A 22882-nucleotide genomic window follows, 5' to 3' on the forward strand; every position below is an offset into this window, starting at 1 on the left:
TATACTTAAAATCATAACACTACTGGGAGGAATTATGACAAGCCAATTAGACCACTATATATCCAACCACATCAAAAGTCTTTACCGGCATAAGCTTTTTTCGCCGATTCTATATATGATACTGTTGATTGTTCTTTGGATTATCTTTCCCATCGGCACCATCTTAAGTCCGAAGGTTATCAACGAAAAAACTTCTCTTGATAAATTATATAAAGAGAATGACCGGTATGTCAGTATTACGCTGACGGATTTAAAATTTACCGGATACACACAGGAAGTCTTAGGGCAGACCCATGGATATTACTACTATACGATTCAGGATGGGTGCTGTAATATCGTACTGCTCTCTCCGAAGACCAGCGAAGAGGGACTTCCGAATATTAACAAAGTAACCGTTCATGCCAAAATCCAGACCGCAACCAAATCCTACCATACCCTGCTTTCTAAAATTGCAGCAGATTTGAACTGGACAGACAGCGGTATTTACGGAGAAAGCTCCTCCTATTATATCAGTGAGCCCGGTTTCCGTTACGGCTTCAGTATCTTTCTGATTCTGCTTTTTGCATGCAGTGGACTTTATGCCATTTTCAGTATCATATGTTATTTTGTATACATTCATTTTCCATGGCTGTCACCGCCCTGCCAGCAGCTTGCCCGGTTCGGTTCTCCGAAGACTCTTCTTATGCAGGCAGAAGAAGAACTGGCGACACTGCCACAGCTGGCTACGGAAGATATGTTTATTACCGAGCATTTCTTTATTGAAATCTCTACGGATGGAATTGCCTTTGTTCCGATTCAGGAAATCATCTGGCTTTATAAACATTCCACCCTGCACAAGTTCTTCTGGTACCATTTCAGTATCTCCTATACACTGTGTATCTCTGCGAAAAAGCACTTATACATCCAGTGTCCGAAGAACTTAAAATCCGATATCGACGGTATCATCGACTACTTAGCAGAAGCAAATCATGATATTCTTGTAGGCTTCAACGAAAAGAACCGCCTGAAGGTACAGGAAATTCAGGGAACACCATTGCAGTTTGAGAAGTTTATTGCATTGTTGAAAAAAAGATTATAAAAAATATGGGAATTCCGCATTACGGTCTTCCCATATTCCCGGTATTTAATATTACCGGCAGGATGTGCTGATTGATTCAATGGCTACTGCCCCGCCACGCACTACTTCGATGGTCCTGAAGCGGCGTTTTAAAAGAGCTATCAGTTCATTGTTGCGGCGTTCTGTCAGCTTGCACTCTAACAATACGCTGTCTTCCCCAATATCTGCCACATCTACTTTAAAGGTTGTTGCAATCTGAAATACCTCCGCTTTATCTTCCACGCTGCAATGCAGCACTTTTGCAAAAAGAATCTCTTTCATATGGATTGGTACATTGGTTAAATCAATTACCTTAATGACCTCTACCATACTGTTTAACTGCTTCTTAATCTGTTCAAATGTAATATCATCACTGGTTACACAGATTGTCATACGGGACACACTCTCATCTTCCGTGGTTCCTACGGTAAGACTCTGGAGGTTATAGGATTTGCCGGAAAAAAGTCCGGAAACCTTCGCCAGTACACCAACCTGGTTTTCTACATATAATGCAATCCATCTGTTTTTCATACCAACGTTCCTCCTATTTCAAAATCATCTGGCTCATTGCAGTTCCACTCTTAACCATCGGAAGTACAATGTCCTCTGTTGCAATCATAAATTCTATTACGGTAGAAGTCTTTTTATTCTTCTTTGCCTCTTCGAAGGCTGCATTCATTTCTTCGGTGTTCGTTACACGAATACCCTTTGCGCCATAGCTTTCTGCCCATTTCACAAAATCCGGTTCATATACCGGGCAGTCTTTTCCCGGTCCCTTACAGTTGTTCGGACATTCCTTATGCTGACGCAGGCAGGTTGCAGAATAACGTTTTCCGTAGAAAAGCTGCTGCTGCTGGCGAACCATGCCAAGATAAAAATTATTTAAAATGCAGACAATTACCGGTGCATCCTGGCATACTGCAGTTGCCATTTCCTGCATATTCATCTGGAATCCGCCATCTCCGGTGATACAGATAACCTCTTTTTCCGGACAGCCGATTTTTGCTCCGACTGCTGCCGGGAATCCAAAGCCCATTGTTCCAAGGCCCCCTGATGTAATAAAGGTTCCACCACGTTCCATCTCAAGATACTGGGTTGCCCACATCTGATGCTGCCCAACATCTGTTGCTATAATGGCTCCTTTGAAATGCTCATTGATTCCTTCCATAATCATCTGTGGGGAAAGTCCCTTATCTCTTCGCATTTCCAGAGGATTTTCTTTGTTCCATTCCTCAATGCGGGCTATCCAGGCTGTTGTTTTCTTCGGTTCTGCCCACTCTGATAATTTTTCCAGTGCGGTTCTTGCATCTGCTACTACCGGTACATCCACCACAACGTTTCTGGAAATGGATGCTGTATCCACATCCACATGAACAATTTTTGCCTTTGGTGCAAACTCATTTAAATCGCCGGTAATGCGGTCATTGAATCTTGTTCCGATGGAAAATAATACATCACACTCAGAAACTGCCATATTGGCTGCATATCTTCCATGCATACCGCAGTTTCCCATATAATAAGGATTGGATGTGCCAATGGCTCCTTTTCCCATAATGGTGGTAACAACCGGCACCTGCATTTTAGTAACAAATTCATCAAAAATATCATTGGCACGGGCAATGTTGATTCCGCCTCCGGCAAGAATCAATGGTTTCTTGGCACTCTTTAAAAGCTTATATGCCTTTTTCAACTGTCCGATATGTACGCCTTCATTTGGCTTGTAACCACGAATCTGCACACTCTTTGGATAATCGGATGGTCCACTCTCTAACTGGATATCCTTTGGGATATCCACAAGAACCGGTCCCGGTTTTCCGGTGGTTGCAATGTGAAATGCCATGCGGATTATTTTTCCCAGATCTTTTCTGTCCCGAACGGTTACGCCGTATTTTGTTATGGAACGGGTCATTCCTACAATATCAACCTCCTGAAAGGCATCATTTCCAATCAACGGAAGTGGCACCTGACCGGTAATACAGACAAGCGGAATGCTGTCAAAATGCGCATCTGCGAGTCCTGTAATAATATTGGTGGCACCCGGTCCGCTGGTTACCAGGCATACGCCTGGCTTTCCGGTAGCTCTCGCATATCCTTCTGCCTCATGAATCAGTCCCTGCTCATGTCTGGGAAGCACCAGGTGAATATCATCCTGTTTATATAATTCATCAAAAAGGTCGGTGACCATTCCGCCCGGATAGCCAAATATGGTATCCACGCCTTCTTCCATCATCGCCTTTACAAATAATTTTCTTCCTGTAATATCCATCTAACGTCCTCCTCTATATCAATCCCATGGTCTTAAGGATAAAAATCCAGCCAGTTAAGGTAAATGCTCCCAAAAGCGTTGTTGTCACAATAATACTTGCTGTCAGCACACCATCATTTTTCATGTTCTTTGCCATAATATAGCAGCTTGGTGTAGTCGGTGATGCAAGCATAATCAGAATTGCAATCATTTTTTCTCCGGTAAATCCCAAGGCTGCTGCCACCGGAAGTAATAAAAGCGGCTGTATCACAAGCTTGATTGCAGATGCTGCAAGGGTCGGTCTGATTTTTGCCAGGGCTTTTCTTCCCTCAAAGCCTGCACCCAGTGCAATCAACGCCAGTGGTGTTGCCATCTTTGCCACATTCTCAATGGTCTTATCTACCATGGCAGGAAAATCAAGGGACAATAATGCTGCCACCATACCAAAGGCAATTCCAAGGATAATCGGATTCTTTAATATGTTAAGAAATGCTTTCTTGATTCTGCCACCATGTACTGCCTCTTCTCCTTCTCCATCTTCATTGGCTTCAAAGGTCAGTACAATAACAGAAAAGATATTATAAAGCGGCACTGCCCCGATAATCATCAATGGTCCCATGGCAGAACTGCCATAAATATTTTCAATAAAAGCAAGTCCCATGACTGCGGCACTGCTCCGGAAGGAGCTTTGCACAAATGCACCACGGATGGATTTATCCTTTACAAAAAGCTTTGTGGCTCCCCAGATTACCCAGAAACAGGCGGTACTTGCCAGTGCACAGAAAAGCACATATTTCAAATCAAAGATTTCCCGGATATTTACCGTAGAAATATCCCGAAATAACATAAATGGCAAGGTCACCTTAAAATTAAACTTATTCGCCACCGTCACAAAATTATCATTGAGCATACCAATCTGCTTTAAGATATAACCGATTACCATCACAAGAAAGATTGGCATGGTGGTATTTAAACTGAAAATAAGATTATTCATTTCTTACACGTTTCTTTCTGCTTATCTTATTCTTTCATATTTTAAGAAGTAATACTCCAGATCAAAATAGGTCTGTTCATCACTGTCTTCTGTAATCTGCCATTCTTCCTTTTCATCCAGATTCGGGAAATAGGCATCTGCATCATATGCATAGTCAATCTTCGTAATATGCGCTACATCGCACTCATCCAAAAGCTGACGGTAAATGCTTTCACCGCCAATAACATAGACATCCTCACTGTTATACTGCTCTAACTCTTTATGCAGTTCGTCTAAATCATGCACCACAATGGCATCCTTCACTTTATAATTTTTATCACTGGTCAGTACAATATTGACACGGTTCTTAAGAGGCTGTCCATTTGGAAAGCTTTCCACGGTCTTACGTCCCATGACTACCACTTTCCCGGTTGTGGTCTGACGGAAAAATTTCATATCATCCGGAATGCTTACCAGTAATTTATTCTTATAGCCAATTGCCCAATTAGCATCTACTGCTGCGATTAAATTCATCTCTTTCACCTGCTCCTTTTATATTGCGATTGGAATATCCTGAATCTGTGGTCCTGTCACATAATTATCAAGACGTACATCATTTCTGGTAAATTCATAGAAATCCTTTACATCCGGATTCAGCCAGAATGTCGGTGCGTCATACGTCGGTCTTTGAATCAGTTCCTTTATAATAGGAATATGCCGGTCATAAATATGTGCATCTGCAATCACATGCACTAACTCTCCCACACGCATATCGCACACCTGTGCCAACATATGCATCAGTACTGCATACTGGCAGACATTCCAGTTATTGGCAGCTAAGATATCCTGGGAACGCTGATTTAAAATTGCATTCAAAGTCAGCTTATCGTCCCCCTTCTTCTGGGTTACATTAAAGGTCATGCTGTATGCGCATGGATAAAGATGCATCTCACTTAAATCCTGATGTACATATATGTTGGTCATGATTCTTCTGCTGAAAGGATTGTTCTTAAGGTCATAAATCACACGGTCTACCTGATCAAACATTCCTTCCTTATATTTATGCTTTACTCCCATCTGGTAGCCATATGCTTTTCCAATGGAGCCTGTCTCATCTGCCCATTCATCCCAGACATGGCTGTGTAAGTCATTGACATTATTGGACTTCAACTGCCAGATCCATAACATCTCATCGGTACAGCTCTTGATTGCTGTCTTTCGTAATGTAATTGCCGGAAATTCTTTGGATAAATCATACCTGTTTACCACACCAAATTTCTTAATTGTATAAGCACTGGTTCCATCCTCCCAATGTGGGCGGACCTTTTCTCCTTCTGTACTTACCCCGTTGTCCAATATATCCTGACACATATCGATAAAAATTTTATCTGCCAGACTCATGCTGCGGCACCTCCTGCGCTAGTTTTTTCACTGTTTAGAGTATATTCTAAATTAATATTGTATCGGATAATCCCACCAAGCGCAAGAGTAGAAAATTTAACATTACAAATTTATGATTGCAGCTTGTGCATTTTCTTTTTTTTCTGCAAGTTGTCTTATCAATTTTTATTATTTTATATATTATGTAATCTTAAAATCTTTCTTTTAAGATTTATGTTAATTTGTTTTCTGATTTTATTATTTTTTAGAAGAAGGGAATGTGCCGGACTGGGGGATGGGCGGAAGAATTGGTCTATCCCAATATGAACCGGTCTGTTCTAATATGAATTGAATTATCGTAGTATGATTGGTTTTTATTTTATCAAAATTTATTATGTCTTGTTTTAATTTCAAGAATTCGTCATTGATTCTCGTCTCTTTATTGCATTGCATTTTTAAGTATAGAAAAAGTACCCGTAAATTTTTCTGTTTTTTACGGATACTTTTCTTATCTTTCTATTTTGTCGATTCGTTAAATCATTCTTTAACTTTATGCTTCATCTATGGATTTTCCAATGTCATGGCGCATATACTTGTTATCGAAGTCTACCCACTCCGTTGCCTTATAAGCATTGGCTCTTGCTTCTTTTAAGGTAGCTCCCTTGGCTGTGATGCCAAGTACACGGCCTCCGTTGGTTACAATTTTTCCTTCCTCATTTAACTTGGTTCCAGCATGGAAACAGTAGTAACCTTCTTTGCCATCAAAGTTCTCAAGGCCTTTGATTTCAAATCCTTTTTCATATGCCACCGGATATCCGTCAGATGCAAGAACAACGCATACAGCTGCATTATCTTCAAACTGTAAATCAATGGTATCTAATTTACCGTCTACGCAGGCTTCCATTACATCAATGATGTCATTTTTCATTCTCGGAAGAACTACCTGAGCCTCCGGGTCACCAAAACGGGCATTGTACTCTAATACCTTTGGTCCATCCTCTGTCAACATCAGACCGAAGAAAATAACACCTACAAATGGTCTTCCTTCTGCTGCCATGGCATCTACGGTTGCCTGATAGATATATTTCTTACAGAAATCATCTACTTCTTTGGTATAGAAAGGACTTGGAGAGAAGTTACCCATTCCACCGGTATTTAAGCCCTGGTCTCCATCTTTGGCACGTTTGTGGTCCTGTGCGGAAGACATAATCTTAATGGTCTTGCCATCTACGAAAGAAAGCACGGATACTTCACGGCCTGTCATGAACTCTTCTATTACCATATGGTTGCCGGCAGAACCAAATTTCTTATCTTCCATGATTTCTTTTACTCCGGCTTTCGCTTCCTCCAAGGTGTTACAAATCAGAACACCTTTACCAAGTGCCAGTCCGTCTGCCTTTAATACGATTGGCATTTTTGCAGTTTCCAGATACTCCAATGCCTTTTTCGGGTCATCAAAGGTCTCATATCCTGCGGTCGGAATGTTATATTTCTTCATCAAATCTTTGGAAAATGCTTTGGATCCCTCTAAGATTGCAGCATTCTTTCTCGGTCCGAATACTTTTAATCCTTCTGCTTCAAATACATCTACAATTCCACCAACCAATGGATCATCCATTCCTACGATGGTAAAATCAATCTCTTTTTCCTTTGCAAAAGCTACCAGCTTGTCAAATTCCATGGCTCCAATGTTCACACATTCTGCCAGCTGTCCGATTCCGGCATTGCCCGGTGCACAATAAATCTTATCTACACGGCTGCTCTTTGCTACGCTTGTCACAATTGCATGCTCTCTTCCGCCGCTTCCAACTACTAATACGTTCATGCTGCTCCTCCTAATCCGGTTATTTTTCATTCATTTCTACTTAATCTTTATTTACTTTTACTCAATTCTAATGGTCTGCTTTTGGAAGAATCTTCACTTTCCCGTCTTCGACTTTTACTCTTCCATTGGCAATTAAATCAATTGCCTGTGGCATAATTTTCCACTCTGCCTGTTCCATCACACGACGCTGCAGAATCTCCGGCGTATCATCCTCTTCAACTGCAACTGCTTTCTGTAAAATGATTGGACCGGTATCTGTTCCTTCATCCACAAAATGCACCGTAGCTCCTGTTACCTTCACTCCACGGGAAAGTGCTCCTTCGTGGACTTTTAATCCATAGAAGCCTGTTCCACAGAAAGATGGAATCAGGGATGGATGAATATTGATTATCCGGTTGCGGTACTGTGCAATCATTTCCGGTGGAATTACCACCAAAAATCCTGCCAGCACAACCAAATCTACTTTATATTCATTCAATTTTTCTAAGAAATCAGCATTGAATGCCGCCCGGTTCTCATAGGATTTTGGAGAAATGCAAAGTGCCTTGATATTATGTTTTTTTGCACGCTCTAAGGCATAGGCATTCGGATTATTACTGATTACCACTTCTATCTTTGCATTGGTAATGGTTCCATTATCCATGGCATCGATAATTGCCTGAAGATTGGTTCCACCACCGGATACTAATACTGCAACTTTTAGCATAATGTAACACCCTTTTCTCCGTTTTCAATCTTACCAACAACATATGGCTTGTCTCCGGCAGATTTGATTGCTTCCATGGTTTTATCTACATCTTCCGGTGCAACTGCGAGTACCATACCAAGTCCCATGTTGTAGGTATTGTACATCATTTTTTCTTCTACATTTCCCTCTTTTGCCATCAGGGTAAAGATTGGCGGAATCGGATAGCTGTTCTTTTCAATCACTGCATGTTTTCCTTCCGGAAGCATACGTGGAACATTTTCATAGAAACCACCGCCTGTGATATGGCTGCAGGCTTTTACACGGATGCCGGCATCTTTGATGGCACGCAGTGCTTTTACATAAATTCTGGTTGGTGCAAGTAATGCTTCTCCCAAAGTAGTTCCCAGTTCTTCATGGTATGTATCAAGGGTTTCTTTATCCATGGTAAAGATTTTACGAACCAGTGAAAATCCATTGGAATGTACTCCGGTTGATGCCATACCAATCAGAACATCACCGTCTGCCAGGGTCTCGCCGGTAATCATATCTTTCTTATCACATACACCTACTGCAAATCCAGCCAGATCATATTCATCCTCTGCCATCAGACCCGGATGCTCTGCAGTCTCTCCACCAATTAATGCTGCATCAGACTGAAGACAGCCTTCTGCTACACCTTTTACGATGGCTGCAATTTTCTCCGGATAATTCTTACCACATGCAATATAATCTAAGAAGAATAATGGTTCTCCACCTGCACAGGCAATATCATTTACACACATTGCTACTGCATCAATACCGATGGTATCATGCTTGTCCATAATCATGGCGAGCTTTACTTTCGTGCCACAGCCATCTGTTCCGGATAACAGTACCGGTTCTTCCATTTCTTTAATCTTCTCTAATGAAAATGCTCCGGAAAATCCGCCCAGTCCTCCAAGAACCTCTGGACGCATGGTCTTCTTTACATGCTCCTTCATCAGTTCTACGGACTTATATCCTGCCTCAATATCCACGCCTGCGTTCTTGTAATCCATTGTTCTTCCTCCTGAAATTATTCTTTATCTTGCTCTTTATTTTTTCAGTGCAAGTATGGAAATGCTTCGCATTTCCATACTACGGGCTTTCGCCCTATCAGACCTTATAAGCAGCCCAACGGACTGCTTATAAGGTCTGGCACTGCTCAATGCTACTTACATTATAACGTCATTTGCTTATAAAAACCAATTATATATAGTAATACCACTAATTAGTTTTACTAATTAATGGTATCTGGTTGCTTATTTCTACTTATAATTTACTTTTATTTCAATCGGGTTGTCCCATCTAATATGGCATGGGTCAAAGCATCTCCCTGATAGGATAATTTCAGTGAAAAGAAGCTCTCCCTCTCTTCTAACAGCCTGAAAAATATCTTATCACCTTCCCAGATAGGCAGATTATATACTTCTTCCTTTGGCATCCATTCCAGTGTTCCTTCGTTGCACTCGGTCATCGTACCGTGGAATTCATCTGCCGTATAAAGAAACATATATTCTGTCGGCCACGCATCGGAATCAAAAGTTACCACGCCCCGCAGCCGATAGGCATCCAAAGTAAGCCCGGTTTCTTCTTTTACTTCCCGAAGCAGGCATTCTTCCGGAGATTCTCCGGCTTCAAAATGACCGCCAACACCAACCCATTTATCCTTATTTACATCATGGCTTTTCTTCACCCGGTGCATCATCAGGTAGCAATTTTCCTTTTCTATATAGCAAAGCGTTGTATTTTCCGAACGTCTTTCTTCCATTTTTCTTTCTCTCTTCCGCTTTCTTTTTTACTTTCTTCCATGACTCTATGGTTCTATGCCGCTATCCGAAGCTTCCGGAAGCATACTTTGAAATAAATAATCTCGGCAATTGCTGTAATCGACCAGGAAAATGCATACAAAAGATATAAGGATGCAATGGTTCCAAAATATGCAAAGATCGTATATACCCAGATTACACGGAATACGCAGGAGCCCATGATAACAATAATGGTCGGCACGATGCTCTTTCCAATTCCGCGGGATGCCGCAATCGTGCAGTCCATAAATGCGGAAAGTGCATAGGAAAATCCCATAATCTTAATCCGCTCCATTCCAGCTTCAATTACCTCCGGTTTGCTGGCAAAAAGAGACAGGAACTGTCTTCCGAAAACCACCAGCAGCCCACCAAAAATTGCACCTGCCAGAAACGAATACAATAAACTGATGCGGTAACTTTTTATCATGCGTTCCCTGTTTCCGGCTCCCATATTCTGTCCCATGAAACTGGCGCATGCCGTATAAAATGCTATCATAATATTAAAAATCAGCGTATCTGCATTGATTGCCGCTGAATTGCCGGACACCATAACCGCATCAAAGGAGTTGACTCCGGTCTGCACAAAAAGATTTGCAATTGCAAAGATTGCATTCTGCATTCCGCCCGGAACGCCAAGCATCAGCACACTTTTCGCCGCTTCCCTATGAAAACGCAGTCTGGATAAGTAAAGCCTGCAGCTATCCTTTCTCCGGCACAGATGAGAAACCACCAAAATAGCTGACACATACTGAGCAATAACGCTGGCAATTGCCACTCCGCCTGTTGCCATATTACACTGAATAACAAAGAAAAGATTTAATAACACATTTAACACACCGGCAATGCTCAGATAAATAAGTGGAAGCTTCGTCTCGCCGGATGCACTTAAAACACCATTTCCAAAATTGTAAATTGCAAGTGCCGGAAGCCCCAGTGCATAGATCCGAAAATATAGTACTGCGCCATCCATAAACTCTGATTTCGTATGTAAAATGTTTAAAAATGGCTCCGCAAATATATTACATATCAGGCACAGTATAAGTCCTGCCACCAGACAAATCAATGCCGCCGTGTGCACGGTTTCTTCCGTTCCCTTCGCATCGCCTACGCCCAGTTTATGCGCTACCCTTACATTAACACCGCCACCCATTCCAATCAGGAAGCCGGTAAATAAGGACACCAACAGCGTGGTCGAGCCAACCGACCCAAGGGGGATATATCCTGCATATTTTCCTACAATTGCTACGTCACTTAAATTAAATAATACTTCTAATATCTGAGAACACATCAACGGTATGCTAAAGAGGAAGATGTTCTTCCATAAAGAGCCGGATGTCATCCCGATACTTTTTCTTCTGCTTTCTGCTTTACTGCTCATAATTTTATTTCACTTTGGTTGGTTTGCTGTTCCTTTCCTGCCATATATCTTCTTTGATAATAATCCATTGTACGATAATCTATTACATCACGCAATCCTCTTACTTTTCCATAGTTAAAGAAGGATAAGCATCAAGCATAGACTGTCTTGCTTCTTTTAAAAATTGTACTACTCGTTCCATGATGTAATCCATTCTTTAATATCTTTTATAATCTACGTCACGTCATAGGAAGCCTTGTCGTTAGCAGAAAGACAGAATTGTTACTGAGCTTACATACGCATACATAACATCGCCTTTCGTGTTATGAGCTAACAGGTATCCTTAACCACTTATTTTATAGCAAATTCTTCAACGAATATATAGCAGTTAATGTGAACAGAACGAAAATTTTTTGATATTCTCGCCTAAAGTTACACAGAAACGCTCATCCACTGTTAGTCGCAAAAGTATATTTTCAACAAATCTGTTGTTGCTTTGTCATTTATGACAGCCCGTCCTATTGTTATGCCATTGCTGATGATAATATATTCTCCGTTTTCATATCTGGCATTTACCAAATCATCTTCCCTTTTTAAGTCTATACATATACTTGATATAATTCCACAAATCTCCTCTTGTGAGCTTCCGCTTTTTATCTCATAAGCATAATCCGCATCTCCTATCTCATTCAGATCAGTTACCAAACAATACTCCGCTCCATTCATCAGCATTTCTTCATTCAAAGTGGGTAATTGAGCCGTCTTATACTCATTAAATAAAAAGATAACTACAAGCGCAATGAATGCCGGAAAAAAGATACCGCCAAACCGCTGTGCATAATTTTGTTCTTCCCACCGCTTGCCATGACCACCAAACAGCGGTATTTTCATCTGCACCAAACCTGCTCCTATACTTACAAGCAAAAAATAAAATATAACTTTTATCAAAGACTCATCCCCCTTTTAATCATTAATAAAAATATCGTTCTTAAAACGACGCCTACTAACCATATAAAACGAAACACCTTGTTATATCTCGAACTATTAGAACACGGAACAAGCCAATGTTCCTGTGGAAACCCCAAAAGGTCTTCTTTTAATTCCTGCTTCAATTCCATGACTATACTCCACATTAATCCAAGCAGCACAATGCACACCGTTCCATAATATGCAATGCTGTTAGCTTTGCCTTATCGTACAAATTTGCAGATTATTCTTGGATTTTGCTCAAATCAAATGCACCGTTCTCAATCAACTGCAAAATTGTGTCTACCAAGTTGTTCTTTACAGTTTCACTTTCATTTTCAGTGCCAGAATACTCTACATAAATAGTGTTCTCTCCCATATCAAAGGTTGCATAATATATTACGGTTTTGATACCTTGACTATTTGACTTTGTTATGAAATATCCTGCATTGATATCAACGCCGTCTACACTTGAAGTGATTGTATTTCCATCAATGATAGTATCTAATAGATTTACACCCTGTTTAGAAACTACCATTCTTGTATCACCAATTTTTCCCTCAAAACCCAGAATATTATGATTGTCAGCATCAAAGTAAGCATCTGCGGTAACAGGCAAGTCTGCAAAAAGCATTTCAATTTCAGCATCGCTCAAAGGTCTTGTTGTTACATTTAAGTCAATTGAAGATTGTGATAAGTCATTTTTAACAAAAGTAATTGTTTCTCCACTATCCAGCGTGGCAATATCGTTTTTTGTACCAAACAGTTTGCTTTGAAAAACTCCCACTCCAATCACAGCAACGAGTACGAAGCAAGCAGCAACAGACACCCATTTTTGCCGATTAGTTATTTTACTTGTTTTTTTCATAGGTTCAGCTTCTTTAATATACTGATTATCGACATTTCCCAATGCCCTTAAAAGTTTCTTTTCTTTCATACAGAGATACCTTCTTTCTCTAACAATTTTTTGAGTTCGTTCCTTGAACGAAATAATGACATCTTGATTTTGCTCTCGCTCATACCATATTCCGTTGCAATTTCTTTAATGGGCGATAAATACCAATATCTTCTCATAAAGATTTTTCGCTGTTCTAATGACAGGGAAGAAAGAAAGCGGTTGAGAATATCCGTTAGAGCAATTTCTTCAACAATGTTTTCTGTACTATCCAACGATGGTATGCACTCTTGTATTTCATCAAAAATCAATGGCATTTGCCCGCCATTACGTTTCTTTGCATTGAGCAGTTCGTACCTGTCCAAAGATAAGTTGCGAGTAATCTTCCCTAAAAAAGTTTTTAGAACAGATGGACGGTTAGGCGGTATGCTGTTCCAAGCTCTTAAATAAGTATCATTTACACATTCCTCGCTGTCTTCGTCATTGTGAAGAATATTAAAGGCTATGTATCTGCAATACTTTCCGTATTTTTTTGAAGTTTCGGATATAGCAGCTTCGGAGCGCTCCCAATATAAATCTAATATCTGTTTATCATCCATAGGCTTCTCCTCCTTTGTATTAAGGCCTTTCACCCTAATAGACGGGGAAAATGTGTCAAGAGTCACTTAAATTCAAAAAATATTTATTCAAAGATTAGCTTTTGATATTAATTCTTCAAGTATCATTTTATTTCATTATCTCATCAGTCTTCACCACATAAGCATAGGCCTCTGGATTTGCCTTTTTCAAGTAACGAAGAGTCAATAACTTTTCATGCACTAATTTATGATTGGCATATTCCCGGAAGTCCCTCACCTTTTCAAACTCTGTATCTGTCAACAAACACATTACCATGTACATAACCATGGTTGCTCTCCCTGCTGCAATTTCCGGACTATAGTTTTCTGCATAAATATGTCCACGTAAGTCACGTATACCTTTAACATATATCGGATACTCCTCTGCTCCGACCTTGCCTCGTGACGCAATACATAAAGCTGACTCAAAGCTATCCCATAAGCAGTCCGTTGGTGTTGCATTTATTCCACGGTATGCAATCTCCGCCAACGCAATCGGTTCATATGTACGCTTTACAACATCGCATTCTTTAAAAACCTCTATTAAAGAACACACGTCATAAAGCTGCTTCATTACTTCCATATCCTTACCTTTATTAAGTTCGACACCTGTCGTATGAGGAGCAAATGCAGTCAGTTTATCTGCAAGAATACAATCTGCACTCGGAATTTTAACTGTTAGATACTCTTCTTCCGTCAGTAGTAAATCATTTCTTATTTCCTTTGTCTCAACTTCTAGCACATCCAATAATATATAAAATTGTTTATTGTTAATTGGTGAATCATAAGTAAATTTAAAATGCCGCTTTTCTATATTGTTTTTTCCGACTCTCTTCTGTTCTTCCACCATCTGAAATGGAAATATAGCAGATGCTTTTTCTAAGTAATCATCCAAATCAGTCCCTGGTTCCACAATAATATCAATATCTGTAGATAATCGACGTGGCTTATCCATTAGCATCATAAGGCAGGTACCACCTTTAAAAATAAATGGCATCCTCACCCTTGCCAAAGCTTCAAGAAGTCCAAAAGCATATACAGTACGTTCTAAAAGCACCGGATCTCTCTTGCTGTCCTTTTGTAGACTGCGAATATATTCCTCACTAAAATTTTCTTTCAAAAGCATTTGCACCTATTCCTTTGTTTTTAATATAATATCCGTTTTATCATGTAGCAGTTTCTTTATTTTCTTTGCGCTCTTTCTTCGATTTGCATATCGAAACAAACAATTTTCATCAATATAGTATCTTGCAAAAGCATCCATATATACACCCGGATATTCTGACTCACTTATAGATGCCAGAAGTAACGGTTCTGACATAATGTCTACTAATAGCTTCTCCAATCTTGTATGCCACGATTTTTCCTGTCCTTTTGGTGCTTCTGTTATAAGCTTTACAATTACAATCATGTTATCCGACCAATACTGATGGTAGATATCTGCCGTTGGATTGATAAGCACTTTTCCAGGATATTTCTCCTTTAATGTATCAAAAACAAATTCCATAATATCTGATTCTACTGATAGGAATATAACATTATGAGCCACTAAATGATTTACGAAATCATTCATTTGAACAAATTCAAATATTGTAAAATTCAAATATGGATATTGTTCCTCTAGTTGCAATGCCACTTCTTCCGCCAATTCCGAATAGTCATGACGGTACACCTGCCGCTTATCATTCGGCAAACAATAATGATTACGTCCCACCCTTACTATCTCACCATCATTGACCATATCTTCAACCTTTTTGTAGAACGAAGCTTCACTTAATTGATATCCTCCCTGACGAAAAGAGACGAATAATTCATTGCGCGTAAATTCCGTCACATTATGAACACCCCTGAAATAAATTTCTTCAGTCATCGTGATATCACCTCCAATTATTTTTCCGGCACTTCACCCAGCCAAGTGCCGGAAATATATGAATAGCGTAATATCTCTTTTCATATTTGTCAATATTTTTTCGGCACTATTATTATTTTAGTGCCATTAATATATTTTGCTTTTCTCAAAAAAATATACCTGGAATTTTTTTACTTTTTCAAGCAAAACGACAAAAAGAGCAATCCACCATAAGATGAATCGCCCTCCATTCAGAAAATATGCCCAGTACCTTTTCTCTTTATCTGTCATAAGCACTTACCTTGCCTTTCCGGTTTTAGGTACGCTTGGAACGATAACATCATCAGACTTTCTGCTATCTACAGACAGCTTCATGAAAACGGAAGCATCAAAAAAGGGGATGTATCTGAATCCACGGTTAACAGATATATTAATCTCCTGGCTCTTAAGCTCAAAACAACCAGCAATCAGGATATGCGCCGCTATGAAAGACCTCACATAAATGAAGTATGGTGTGGTGATTCAAGTATTGGTTCTTAACTGAAAACTCCTGATGGTAAAATAAAGTTCTTCCATAGTGGTCTCCTTTCCGTAAAACTTTGTCAGCATTACCAATCTTCTCCATACTCATCCATTGCATCATCTACACCATCTGCATAATCGCTGTCTCTGTCATATCTGTCATAGTCATAATCGTCATCCATATAGATATCATCATAGCCATCATCATAAGAGTCATATGTACTCTTCTTTGTCGTTGTACTTTTCTTTGTACCACTGCTATATGATGACTTGTTTGTAGAATTTGATTTATTATTGTAACTGCTACTTGAACCAGAGTTACTTGTACTGCTCTTAGAAGTACTGCCAGACGATTTATTGCTATATGATGAACTGCTATGGGATGTACTGCTTCCCGTATATGGTTTATGCAAATAACAATAGCTGCTTCCACTTGCCTGCTTATTATCACATCCTGCCTTAATGCACTTAGGCTCACTTGCTTCACCTATGGAACCTATTACAAACAGAACGCCTATTATTACAAGGAATATTGCCAGTCCCTGTCCAAATGAATTCTTTCTCATACAAATCATCCTTTGCGTCATCCTCGAAGTCTCCGGCATCTCCAAATAATACTTCATGTTCTTCCCTGCTAGTGCAAAGCATTTCTCCTGCAAACATCATTTCTGAGCTATCTATTTCTCCATCGCCATTTAAATCCATCCAATTTCTCATTGCCATACCTCCTGTAATCAAGGTTATTTGTTTCTTTCTGATTATATAGTACTACTTCTCTTATATGATACCATAAATAACCATATAAGAGAAGTTCCTTCATTCCTGCTACACAAGCACAAAATCAAAAATAATTTAAGTTCACCACTTAACATTGTGGCAAAGATTTCCACTTCCATGAATTCCATCTACATTTTTCGACCCAAAAAAACTACACACCTTGAAAATTCATTCAAAATGTGTAGTCTATTAAAAATACTATTTAAATATTCTAATTCACTTTCTGGCTCAATCTCACCCGTTGCGAATGCCTCGGTCTGTCCACAATGACTTCTTTGCATTCCAACTCCTGTGTCCACTCTAACAATCTTGCCAGAAGTACTTTTACATCTTTTCGATATGGCTTTGGATCATTTACTAATGCACTATGTAATTCTACCGTAATTTCACCAAAATACATTTCACCACCATGTTTCTGCAATAATTCTAAGAGCCATCGGTATGCTCTGCATAACGAAAATGCTTGCTGTATTTCAGTTAATGATTCTCCTTTACTCATTTCCAGAAATTCTATTTTCTGCCCTAAGCTTTCCTTCGCTGTATCATATTCCGGAAAATCATTTACGAATAACATGTTTTCTACCGGACGAAACAAGTCGGTAATCCTTTTTGACCAGCCCAACTCAGAAGAAGTTCTATTTTTCATCTTGTCTAATGCTTCTGCCTTCATAATACTATATATTCGGTCATCCATTTCCACGGAGCCTTTTATAAGACAGTTTACTCTTTGTATATCTGTTTCATCCACTTCACATTTTTCAGCCATTTCAAGATTACCGCCTTCTTCCAGCAGTATTCCTTTATTTGTTAAATTTGCGCTTCCTATCACTCCATTCTTATCATCAAATATATACATTTTTGCATGCAAATCAAAATAAGCATACATTTTCCATTCATGTGATTTACAATACTCATAAATTTGCAAATCAGTTGCACCATTAATAATATCTTTTAATTGAAAACGCACAATTAACGTCTTATCCTTTATTGTCTCATTACAATTTTTCTGCATAAACTCAAGTGCATTTTGCTTGCAGAACGCAGTAATAACTACAATGGATTGATGACAACTTTGTAATTCCTTATAGATACATTTCTTTATTTCATCAGATATTAAGATACTCACGTTATCACCTGCTATTTCAAACTTCCATGTTGTGCATTGATATATTTTCTTAATTTTTCATTCCATGTAGCAATAAGATTATCATTCTCATCTTCCTGTCTGCGATTAGTCTCATCAATTGCCTTAACTAAGGATGCCACAAAAAGTTCAAATGCAACCTTTGCATCATTTGATTTTATCAAATCTTCAAGAAATGTCTTATAAAAAATATGATCCATATTAAACTTTACATAACAGTTTCCCAAACCAAATGAATAGTCAAATAAAGCTGCCAGTTTTCCCATATTCTGATAGTCTATATTAACCTGATTTTTAAGATTATTTACGATTTCTTCCTGCTGAGGATCTATAACCCCTCTCTCTTCTAACTGTTGTTTGCTCTTTTCGTATAATTCCTCTTTGGAAGTAGTTCTTCTTACCTCTGCGGATTCACTTTCCTCATTCGGTATTTCACTTTCTTCTACTTTATTTATTATTTTCGTTGTCGGAGAATCTATATCCTTTGAAGACCTTGCATTTTCTCTGGTCTTCTTATTTTCTTTATACATCCGTTCTATTGTAGGATGAATTATGCTATACAACTGTACCCATACCGGTTTTACAGGCTCATCCAAATAATCATCTTTATCTATCTTTCTCAATTCGACAAACTGCTTGTTATTTGCCACTCCAAACGCTTCATCCAGAACAGGATCAAATTTAATTTCGCAGCCCCACCACCTATGTTGCGGCTGATTAATATTTTCATAAAAATCGAACTGTCCAAAATCAATTTCTCTATTTGCCCGTACAATTGATATTCCTTCCAATTTTTTTACATAGCTTCCTAATGGCTTTCCACCCGGATCTCCTGCTACTGCTGTCTTGTCATAAAATTCCTTTTTTACTTTTGAAAAACGAATTTCAATGTTGTGTTCCTTTGTTTCTCCTGTTATCTTATCAATATATTGAATAGGAAAATAAATAACTCCATCTGTATGCTTCTCATCTGTATAAGGTTCAAAAATACTTTCTGTGTAATTTATATTATCGCCTGGACAGATATTTTCCGGTGTTGCAGGATTTCCCAATACATAATTTGGTTTCATGAGAAACAGCGGATCATTTGGCATTATTCTTTTTGAATTATCCTGATTTTCATGATGAATTAAACTGATATTACAGATTCCATCATGAATAAAATATCTGAACTTTTGTCCTAATGCAAATTCCAATTTTTTAAACAGAAATGATACTGTTTTAGGCACTACTCTATCACAGTTTTTCCACAATACAAATGTGCCACTCTCCATAAAATTGTATTCTTTTACAGCATCATTCTGCCCCTGCATTTTATAGGTTAAATACTTCTTGTATTTTGAAGGAATCTCACTTTGCACCGGATCTTCCAATACGGTCTGCGCTCCATCCTTTACTTTATTTATATCCAAAAATACTTTCTTGCAATTATCATATCCATTCTGCCAGGAGTACACATCAACTGATGGGCATGCATATAAAGAAGCCTGCGGCAAACCAACTCCAAATCTTCCCATTCCTTTTCTGTCAGTTCTTGTGGAATATCCAATTCCAAGACAGCTTTCCAGTTCTAACTGCTCCATTCCTTTTCCATTATCCAGAAATCCGATTTCTTTGATATTATTTCTTCCTGTTTCGGGATTATATTCTTCTGATACAATTATTAAAATATCTTTTGCCTCTGCCTGAATAGAGTTATCAATAATTTCTGCCATTGCACATTCAATATTTTTATAACCCGTATTTCTCAGTGCATCTCCCATTGTCTGAATTACAAATATGTCTTTTGCCATAACTTTTCCTCCTATGCATTCCAATAATTATTAAAGTGTGAAAATGCCATATTTTCATTAAACTGATTCAAATTGTCTTTTACATCTATTAATAAACATTCCTTTTTTCCGCCCATCTGTGGTCCACGAAGTCCGCGCCCTAACATCTGACTATATAGAACTACTGATTGTGTTGGCCTTGCAATAAAAACACATTCAATGTTTGTTGCATCAAACCCTGTTGTCAGCACTTCATAATTAATCAGAATATTCATATCATTTTTTGTATCTTTAAACTTCCGGATTGCTTCCCTTCTCTCAGTTGCTGACATCTCTCCTATTACCAATGCATTAGGTATATCTTCCAGAGTAAGCATGGAAGAAAGTAATTGTCCATGTTTTACAGAACACGCAAAAACGATTGTAGGTGTCTGTGATTGATTTAGTGCTCTTAATTCCTGCATAATCCGCAAATTTCTGCTCTTATTTTTTCCAATCACATTAAGTGCTGCAGGCGAGAAATCGGAATAACCATTCTTCGTGGCTATTACTTTTATCTTTGACAGTTCTTCATCTGTTAATTTTTCTGCATATGTAAGCTCTTTCTTCTTTATCTTTGCCAGCACACCTCTGTTTTGAAAATAACGGATAATATCTTTTTCCACCTCTGCATTGAGTGCTTCCTGTCTGGACAAATTCACTTCATTCATAACTTTCGTATCAATGGATATGATTTTGTTTCCAAACGTCGATGCTAACAAATCATTTTCAAAACTCATTTCTGTTGTTCTGCCCGGCGTTGCCGATAATCCCATCAACGCACAATCCTTCATTTCTCCCGTTCTACGCATAAAATGTTCAATTACATTTCTTGTCTCCTGAGCTGCTGCTTTATGTGCCTCATCATATACAACTAATCTGGTAGCATTTACAAGCTTCTGAAATTTGTCCGGTTGATTTTCCTTCATAGACTGCAATTTTTGTATTCCACAGACCATAAAACCAGACATATCTTCTGGAATAGCTTCTATATTATGTTCTCCCCAAAGTTTATACGTTGAAATTTCTCCATTTCCTATGTTCTTCCAAACATTAACAAATGTGTCATATGCCTGCTGCAACAATTCTGTGGTATGTGCTATCCAGACAATCAATCCCTGTTTCTTTAAATTATAATTATAGTGATGACATATAATATGAGTTGCCGTCTTGGTTTTCCCCGTTCCGGTCGGCATATGTATTAAAAAACGTCTTTGCTTATATTCTGAAGTCAGTATATTCAGTGCTCTCTGGCGAATAATATATTGATAATCCAACAATTCATAAAACTTATCATATGATGCAATTTTTTCAGATGAAACTTCCTCTACACTTTGTTCCTGAAAAATATCTTTTTCCGAATAGTTCAACAAATGAAGTACATGATTATTTATCTGACTTTCACGCCAGTTTTTCTTCGCTACTACATCTATAATCAATTCCGGATTCTCACAGGTTCTATATTTTTCAGGCAATTCCACACGAAAATCCAGAATATCTTCTTTTTGAAAGGTACTCAAAATATGATGTCTGAATTCCTTACTCTTTAAAATATTCACCCCATAAATGCACATGATCATATCAACCAATCTTTTCTTCGTAAGCAGAGCTTCACTTCCTGTATTCCATTCAAGTAAAGATTCCACAATATCTTCTCCAAGAAAACTTTTTAAATCTTCCAAGGAAAATTTCATCATATGAGATCTCATAACTTCATTCTCCATCTTCTTCCTCCTACTCCGCCAGTTCCTCTACTGCGGCAACCAGTGTATCTATCTCTTTCTCCGTGGTATATCTTCCGATTCCGATCCGGACGACGCCGCCGGAAGCTTCATCCTTTAAATGCTTATGTATCAGTGGTGCACAGTGATATCCAGTTCTTACGGCAATTCCATAGTCTGTGTCCAAAAGCAATCCCACCTCGGACGCCTGATAGCCCCGGATATGGAAAGGAACAATTCCGACTTTGTCCTGCCCGAAATCTCCATATAATTTCACACCTGGAATCCGTTTTAACTGCGCAATTAATTTATCAGTCAACTGTTGTTCATGCGCCAGCCAGCCTTTCGTTCCGGCTGCCTTTATCTCCATGAGGGCTGCCCAAAGTCCTGCTATTGCTACAATATTGGGGCTGGCTGCCTCATAACGTGCCGGGCTTTCCAATGGCATCTTCGGATTCAGGGAATCACTGCCGGTTCCTCCTGCCAGAAAAACTTTCAGCTTTATGCCATGTCTTAAGAAAAATCCTCCTGTTCCGAATGGACCATACAGATTTTTATGACCGGCAAATGCTACAATATCTGCCGGAACTTTTCGCATATCAAGCTCTGTCAGCCCAAGGGACTGGGATGCATCGATTACTGTGATTGCATCATATTTCTTTGCAATTTTGCATATTTCTTCGATGGGGAGTATATAACCTGTCACATTGCTGACCTGTGACAGAAAGATATGAGTTGGCGGCTGCTCCGTAAAAAGATATTCCATTTTTTCCAAATCAATTTTTAAGGATTCTTTTTCCAAAGGAAGCTCTATTGTGGTAAACCCAATCCGCTCTTTCCATAAATCCAGTGGGCGAACCACCGCATTATGTTCGTAAGGGCTGACATAAACCACATCCGTTTCCTTCCAGTCCATTCCGCCAATGATCTGATTGAAAGCAACAGTAGCAGAGGCAGATAAAACCACCTCTGCCTGTTCTTTTGCATGTACTAAATCAAGCAGTGATTCTCTTGTTTCCGCGATAATTTCATCCGCCTCTTTTGCAAGGGCATAGGAACCCCTCCCTGCATTAAATGCAAGGCTGCGGTTGACCCGGTCCATTTCCGTATATACTACTTCCGGTTTTGGATATGTTGTTGCCGCATTGTCAAGATAAATAATTTCTTCTGTATTCATAACTACAACTCCT

22 protein-coding genes and 1 pseudogene are annotated in these 22882 nt (G+C 39.0%); 2 read left to right on the forward strand and 21 right to left on the reverse strand.

The annotated features are described in order from the left end of the window. Positions 1-34: 34 nt before the first annotated feature. Entirely contained in the window at positions 35-1078 is a 1044-nt protein-coding gene (locus DXB43_RS12955) for a DUF6709 family protein (protein WP_117947760.1), read from the forward strand. Between the two features lie 51 nt (positions 1079-1129). Here DXB43_RS12955 and ilvN read toward each other — a convergent pair whose 3' ends face one another. The 15 genes from ilvN to DXB43_RS13035 form a co-directional block, all read right to left on the reverse strand. Next, positions 1130-1627: an acetolactate synthase small subunit gene (gene ilvN, locus DXB43_RS12960; RefSeq protein WP_117698016.1), complete on the reverse strand. Its 498-nt coding sequence runs from the start codon at positions 1625-1627 to the stop codon at positions 1130-1132. 13 nt (positions 1628-1640) lie between these two features. Further along, positions 1641-3362 carry a biosynthetic-type acetolactate synthase large subunit gene (gene ilvB / locus DXB43_RS12965; protein WP_117947761.1) on the reverse strand — a complete coding sequence of 574 codons (1722 nt, stop codon included), beginning with the start codon at positions 3360-3362 and terminating at the stop codon, positions 1641-1643. 13 nt (positions 3363-3375) lie between these two features. Further along, complete coding sequence (locus tag DXB43_RS12970; RefSeq protein ID WP_117947762.1) at positions 3376-4335, reverse strand: AEC family transporter; 960 nt, start codon at positions 4333-4335, stop codon at positions 3376-3378. Between the two features lie 21 nt (positions 4336-4356). After that, a complete protein-coding gene (locus DXB43_RS12975; RefSeq protein ID WP_117947763.1) occupies positions 4357-4848 on the reverse strand; it encodes a dihydrofolate reductase in 492 nt (163 codons plus the stop codon). A gap of 18 nt (positions 4849-4866) precedes the next feature. Beyond that, a complete protein-coding gene (gene thyA / locus DXB43_RS12980; protein ID WP_117698015.1) occupies positions 4867-5715 on the reverse strand; it encodes a thymidylate synthase in 849 nt (282 codons plus the stop codon). 529 nt (positions 5716-6244) lie between these two features. Continuing rightward, the gene (gene purD, locus DXB43_RS12985; protein WP_117947764.1) at positions 6245-7519 is read right to left on the reverse strand and encodes a phosphoribosylamine--glycine ligase; all 1275 of its coding nucleotides are present in this window, start codon (positions 7517-7519) and stop codon (positions 6245-6247) included. Between the two features lie 67 nt (positions 7520-7586). Then, on the reverse strand, positions 7587-8225 hold the full coding sequence (gene purN, locus DXB43_RS12990; protein ID WP_022243387.1) for a phosphoribosylglycinamide formyltransferase: 639 nt from the start codon (positions 8223-8225) through the stop codon (positions 7587-7589). After that, positions 8219-9244 (reverse strand): phosphoribosylformylglycinamidine cyclo-ligase, encoded by a 1026-nt coding sequence (gene purM / locus DXB43_RS12995; RefSeq protein ID WP_022243386.1) that lies wholly within the window; start codon positions 9242-9244, stop codon positions 8219-8221. Before purM ends, purN begins: the two co-directional genes overlap by 7 nt. Positions 9245-9510: 266 nt before the next feature. Next, positions 9511-9996: an NUDIX hydrolase gene (locus DXB43_RS13000; protein ID WP_117947765.1), complete on the reverse strand. Its 486-nt coding sequence runs from the start codon at positions 9994-9996 to the stop codon at positions 9511-9513. Between the two features lie 53 nt (positions 9997-10049). Then, on the reverse strand, positions 10050-11411 hold the full coding sequence (locus DXB43_RS13005) for an MATE family efflux transporter (RefSeq protein ID WP_117947766.1): 1362 nt from the start codon (positions 11409-11411) through the stop codon (positions 10050-10052). Between the two features lie 435 nt (positions 11412-11846). Next, positions 11847-12281 (reverse strand): hypothetical protein, encoded by a 435-nt coding sequence (locus tag DXB43_RS13010; RefSeq protein WP_227710007.1) that lies wholly within the window; start codon positions 12279-12281, stop codon positions 11847-11849. A 319-nt stretch (positions 12282-12600) separates the two neighbouring features. Next, entirely contained in the window at positions 12601-13293 is a 693-nt protein-coding gene (locus DXB43_RS13020; RefSeq protein ID WP_117947767.1) for a hypothetical protein, read from the reverse strand. Then, entirely contained in the window at positions 13290-13850 is a 561-nt protein-coding gene (locus DXB43_RS13025; protein ID WP_022243687.1) for an RNA polymerase sigma factor, read from the reverse strand. The genes DXB43_RS13020 and DXB43_RS13025 overlap by 4 nt, the downstream gene beginning before the upstream one ends. Before the next feature lie 127 nt (positions 13851-13977). Further along, a complete protein-coding gene (locus DXB43_RS13030; protein WP_117947768.1) occupies positions 13978-14994 on the reverse strand; it encodes a nucleotidyl transferase AbiEii/AbiGii toxin family protein in 1017 nt (338 codons plus the stop codon). Between the two features lie 6 nt (positions 14995-15000). After that, positions 15001-15738 (reverse strand): DUF6577 family protein, encoded by a 738-nt coding sequence (locus tag DXB43_RS13035; RefSeq protein WP_117698008.1) that lies wholly within the window; start codon positions 15736-15738, stop codon positions 15001-15003. Positions 15739-16068: 330 nt separating this feature from the next. Between DXB43_RS13035 and DXB43_RS15940 the strand changes: the two are divergent. Continuing rightward, positions 16069-16251, forward strand: a pseudogene (locus DXB43_RS15940) (IS481 family transposase); the annotation flags it as partial. A 74-nt stretch (positions 16252-16325) separates the two neighbouring features. Here DXB43_RS15940 and DXB43_RS13045 read toward each other — a convergent pair. The 6 genes from DXB43_RS13045 to DXB43_RS13065 form a co-directional block, all read right to left on the reverse strand. Next, positions 16326-16805 carry a hypothetical protein gene (locus DXB43_RS13045; protein WP_199534303.1) on the reverse strand — a complete coding sequence of 160 codons (480 nt, stop codon included), beginning with the start codon at positions 16803-16805 and terminating at the stop codon, positions 16326-16328. Further along, positions 16723-16956 carry a hypothetical protein gene (locus DXB43_RS15170; RefSeq protein WP_118540901.1) on the reverse strand — a complete coding sequence of 78 codons (234 nt, stop codon included), beginning with the start codon at positions 16954-16956 and terminating at the stop codon, positions 16723-16725. The genes DXB43_RS13045 and DXB43_RS15170 overlap by 83 nt, the downstream gene beginning before the upstream one ends. A gap of 271 nt (positions 16957-17227) precedes the next feature. Further along, positions 17228-18142, reverse strand: a complete 915-nt coding sequence (locus DXB43_RS13050; protein ID WP_158552028.1) for a phospholipase D-like domain-containing protein — start codon at positions 18140-18142, stop codon at positions 17228-17230. A gap of 11 nt (positions 18143-18153) precedes the next feature. After that, positions 18154-19953, reverse strand: a complete 1800-nt coding sequence (locus tag DXB43_RS13055) for an ATP-binding protein (RefSeq protein WP_117698006.1) — start codon at positions 19951-19953, stop codon at positions 18154-18156. An 11-nt stretch (positions 19954-19964) separates the two neighbouring features. After that, positions 19965-21695 (reverse strand): DEAD/DEAH box helicase, encoded by a 1731-nt coding sequence (locus DXB43_RS13060; RefSeq protein WP_117698005.1) that lies wholly within the window; start codon positions 21693-21695, stop codon positions 19965-19967. A gap of 10 nt (positions 21696-21705) precedes the next feature. Further along, positions 21706-22869 carry an aminotransferase class V-fold PLP-dependent enzyme gene (locus tag DXB43_RS13065; RefSeq protein ID WP_117947769.1) on the reverse strand — a complete coding sequence of 388 codons (1164 nt, stop codon included), beginning with the start codon at positions 22867-22869 and terminating at the stop codon, positions 21706-21708. Positions 22870-22882: the final 13 nt, after the last annotated feature.

It is taken from the genome of Roseburia sp. OM04-10BH (genome assembly GCF_003462605.1).
Lineage (GTDB): Bacteria > Bacillota > Clostridia > Lachnospirales > Lachnospiraceae > Roseburia_C > Roseburia_C amylophila.

Excerpts from the sequence above, each read along its gene's own strand:
- DXB43_RS13045 (WP_199534303.1), bottom strand. The coding sequence starts at position 16,805 with ATGAGAAAGAATTCATTTGGACAGGGACTGGCAATATTCCTTGTAATA.
- DXB43_RS13065 (WP_117947769.1), bottom strand. The coding sequence starts at position 22,869 with ATGAATACAGAAGAAATTATTTATCTTGACAATGCGGCAACAACATAT.
- DXB43_RS13060 (WP_117698005.1), bottom strand. The coding sequence starts at position 21,695 with ATGGAGAATGAAGTTATGAGATCTCATATGATGAAATTTTCCTTGGAA.
- DXB43_RS15170 (WP_118540901.1), bottom strand. The coding sequence starts at position 16,956 with ATGAGAAATTGGATGGATTTAAATGGCGATGGAGAAATAGATAGCTCA.
- DXB43_RS13035 (WP_117698008.1), bottom strand. The coding sequence starts at position 15,738 with ATGACTGAAGAAATTTATTTCAGGGGTGTTCATAATGTGACGGAATTT.
- purN (WP_022243387.1), bottom strand. The coding sequence starts at position 8,225 with ATGCTAAAAGTTGCAGTATTAGTATCCGGTGGTGGAACCAATCTTCAG.
- DXB43_RS13010 (WP_227710007.1), bottom strand. The coding sequence starts at position 12,281 with ATGAAAATACCGCTGTTTGGTGGTCATGGCAAGCGGTGGGAAGAACAA.
- DXB43_RS12970 (WP_117947762.1), bottom strand. The coding sequence starts at position 4,335 with ATGAATAATCTTATTTTCAGTTTAAATACCACCATGCCAATCTTTCTT.
- ilvN (WP_117698016.1), bottom strand. The coding sequence starts at position 1,627 with ATGAAAAACAGATGGATTGCATTATATGTAGAAAACCAGGTTGGTGTA.
- thyA (WP_117698015.1), bottom strand. The coding sequence starts at position 5,715 with ATGAGTCTGGCAGATAAAATTTTTATCGATATGTGTCAGGATATATTG.
- ilvB (WP_117947761.1), bottom strand. The coding sequence starts at position 3,362 with ATGGATATTACAGGAAGAAAATTATTTGTAAAGGCGATGATGGAAGAA.
- DXB43_RS12975 (WP_117947763.1), bottom strand. The coding sequence starts at position 4,848 with ATGAATTTAATCGCAGCAGTAGATGCTAATTGGGCAATTGGCTATAAG.
- DXB43_RS13030 (WP_117947768.1), bottom strand. The coding sequence starts at position 14,994 with ATGCTTTTGAAAGAAAATTTTAGTGAGGAATATATTCGCAGTCTACAA.
- DXB43_RS13020 (WP_117947767.1), bottom strand. The coding sequence starts at position 13,293 with ATGAAAGAAAAGAAACTTTTAAGGGCATTGGGAAATGTCGATAATCAG.
- DXB43_RS12955 (WP_117947760.1), top strand. The coding sequence starts at position 35 with ATGACAAGCCAATTAGACCACTATATATCCAACCACATCAAAAGTCTT.
- purM (WP_022243386.1), bottom strand. The coding sequence starts at position 9,244 with ATGGATTACAAGAACGCAGGCGTGGATATTGAGGCAGGATATAAGTCC.
- purD (WP_117947764.1), bottom strand. The coding sequence starts at position 7,519 with ATGAACGTATTAGTAGTTGGAAGCGGCGGAAGAGAGCATGCAATTGTG.
- DXB43_RS13005 (WP_117947766.1), bottom strand. The coding sequence starts at position 11,411 with ATGAGCAGTAAAGCAGAAAGCAGAAGAAAAAGTATCGGGATGACATCC.
- DXB43_RS13025 (WP_022243687.1), bottom strand. The coding sequence starts at position 13,850 with ATGGATGATAAACAGATATTAGATTTATATTGGGAGCGCTCCGAAGCT.
- DXB43_RS13000 (WP_117947765.1), bottom strand. The coding sequence starts at position 9,996 with ATGGAAGAAAGACGTTCGGAAAATACAACGCTTTGCTATATAGAAAAG.
- DXB43_RS13055 (WP_117698006.1), bottom strand. The coding sequence starts at position 19,953 with ATGGCAAAAGACATATTTGTAATTCAGACAATGGGAGATGCACTGAGA.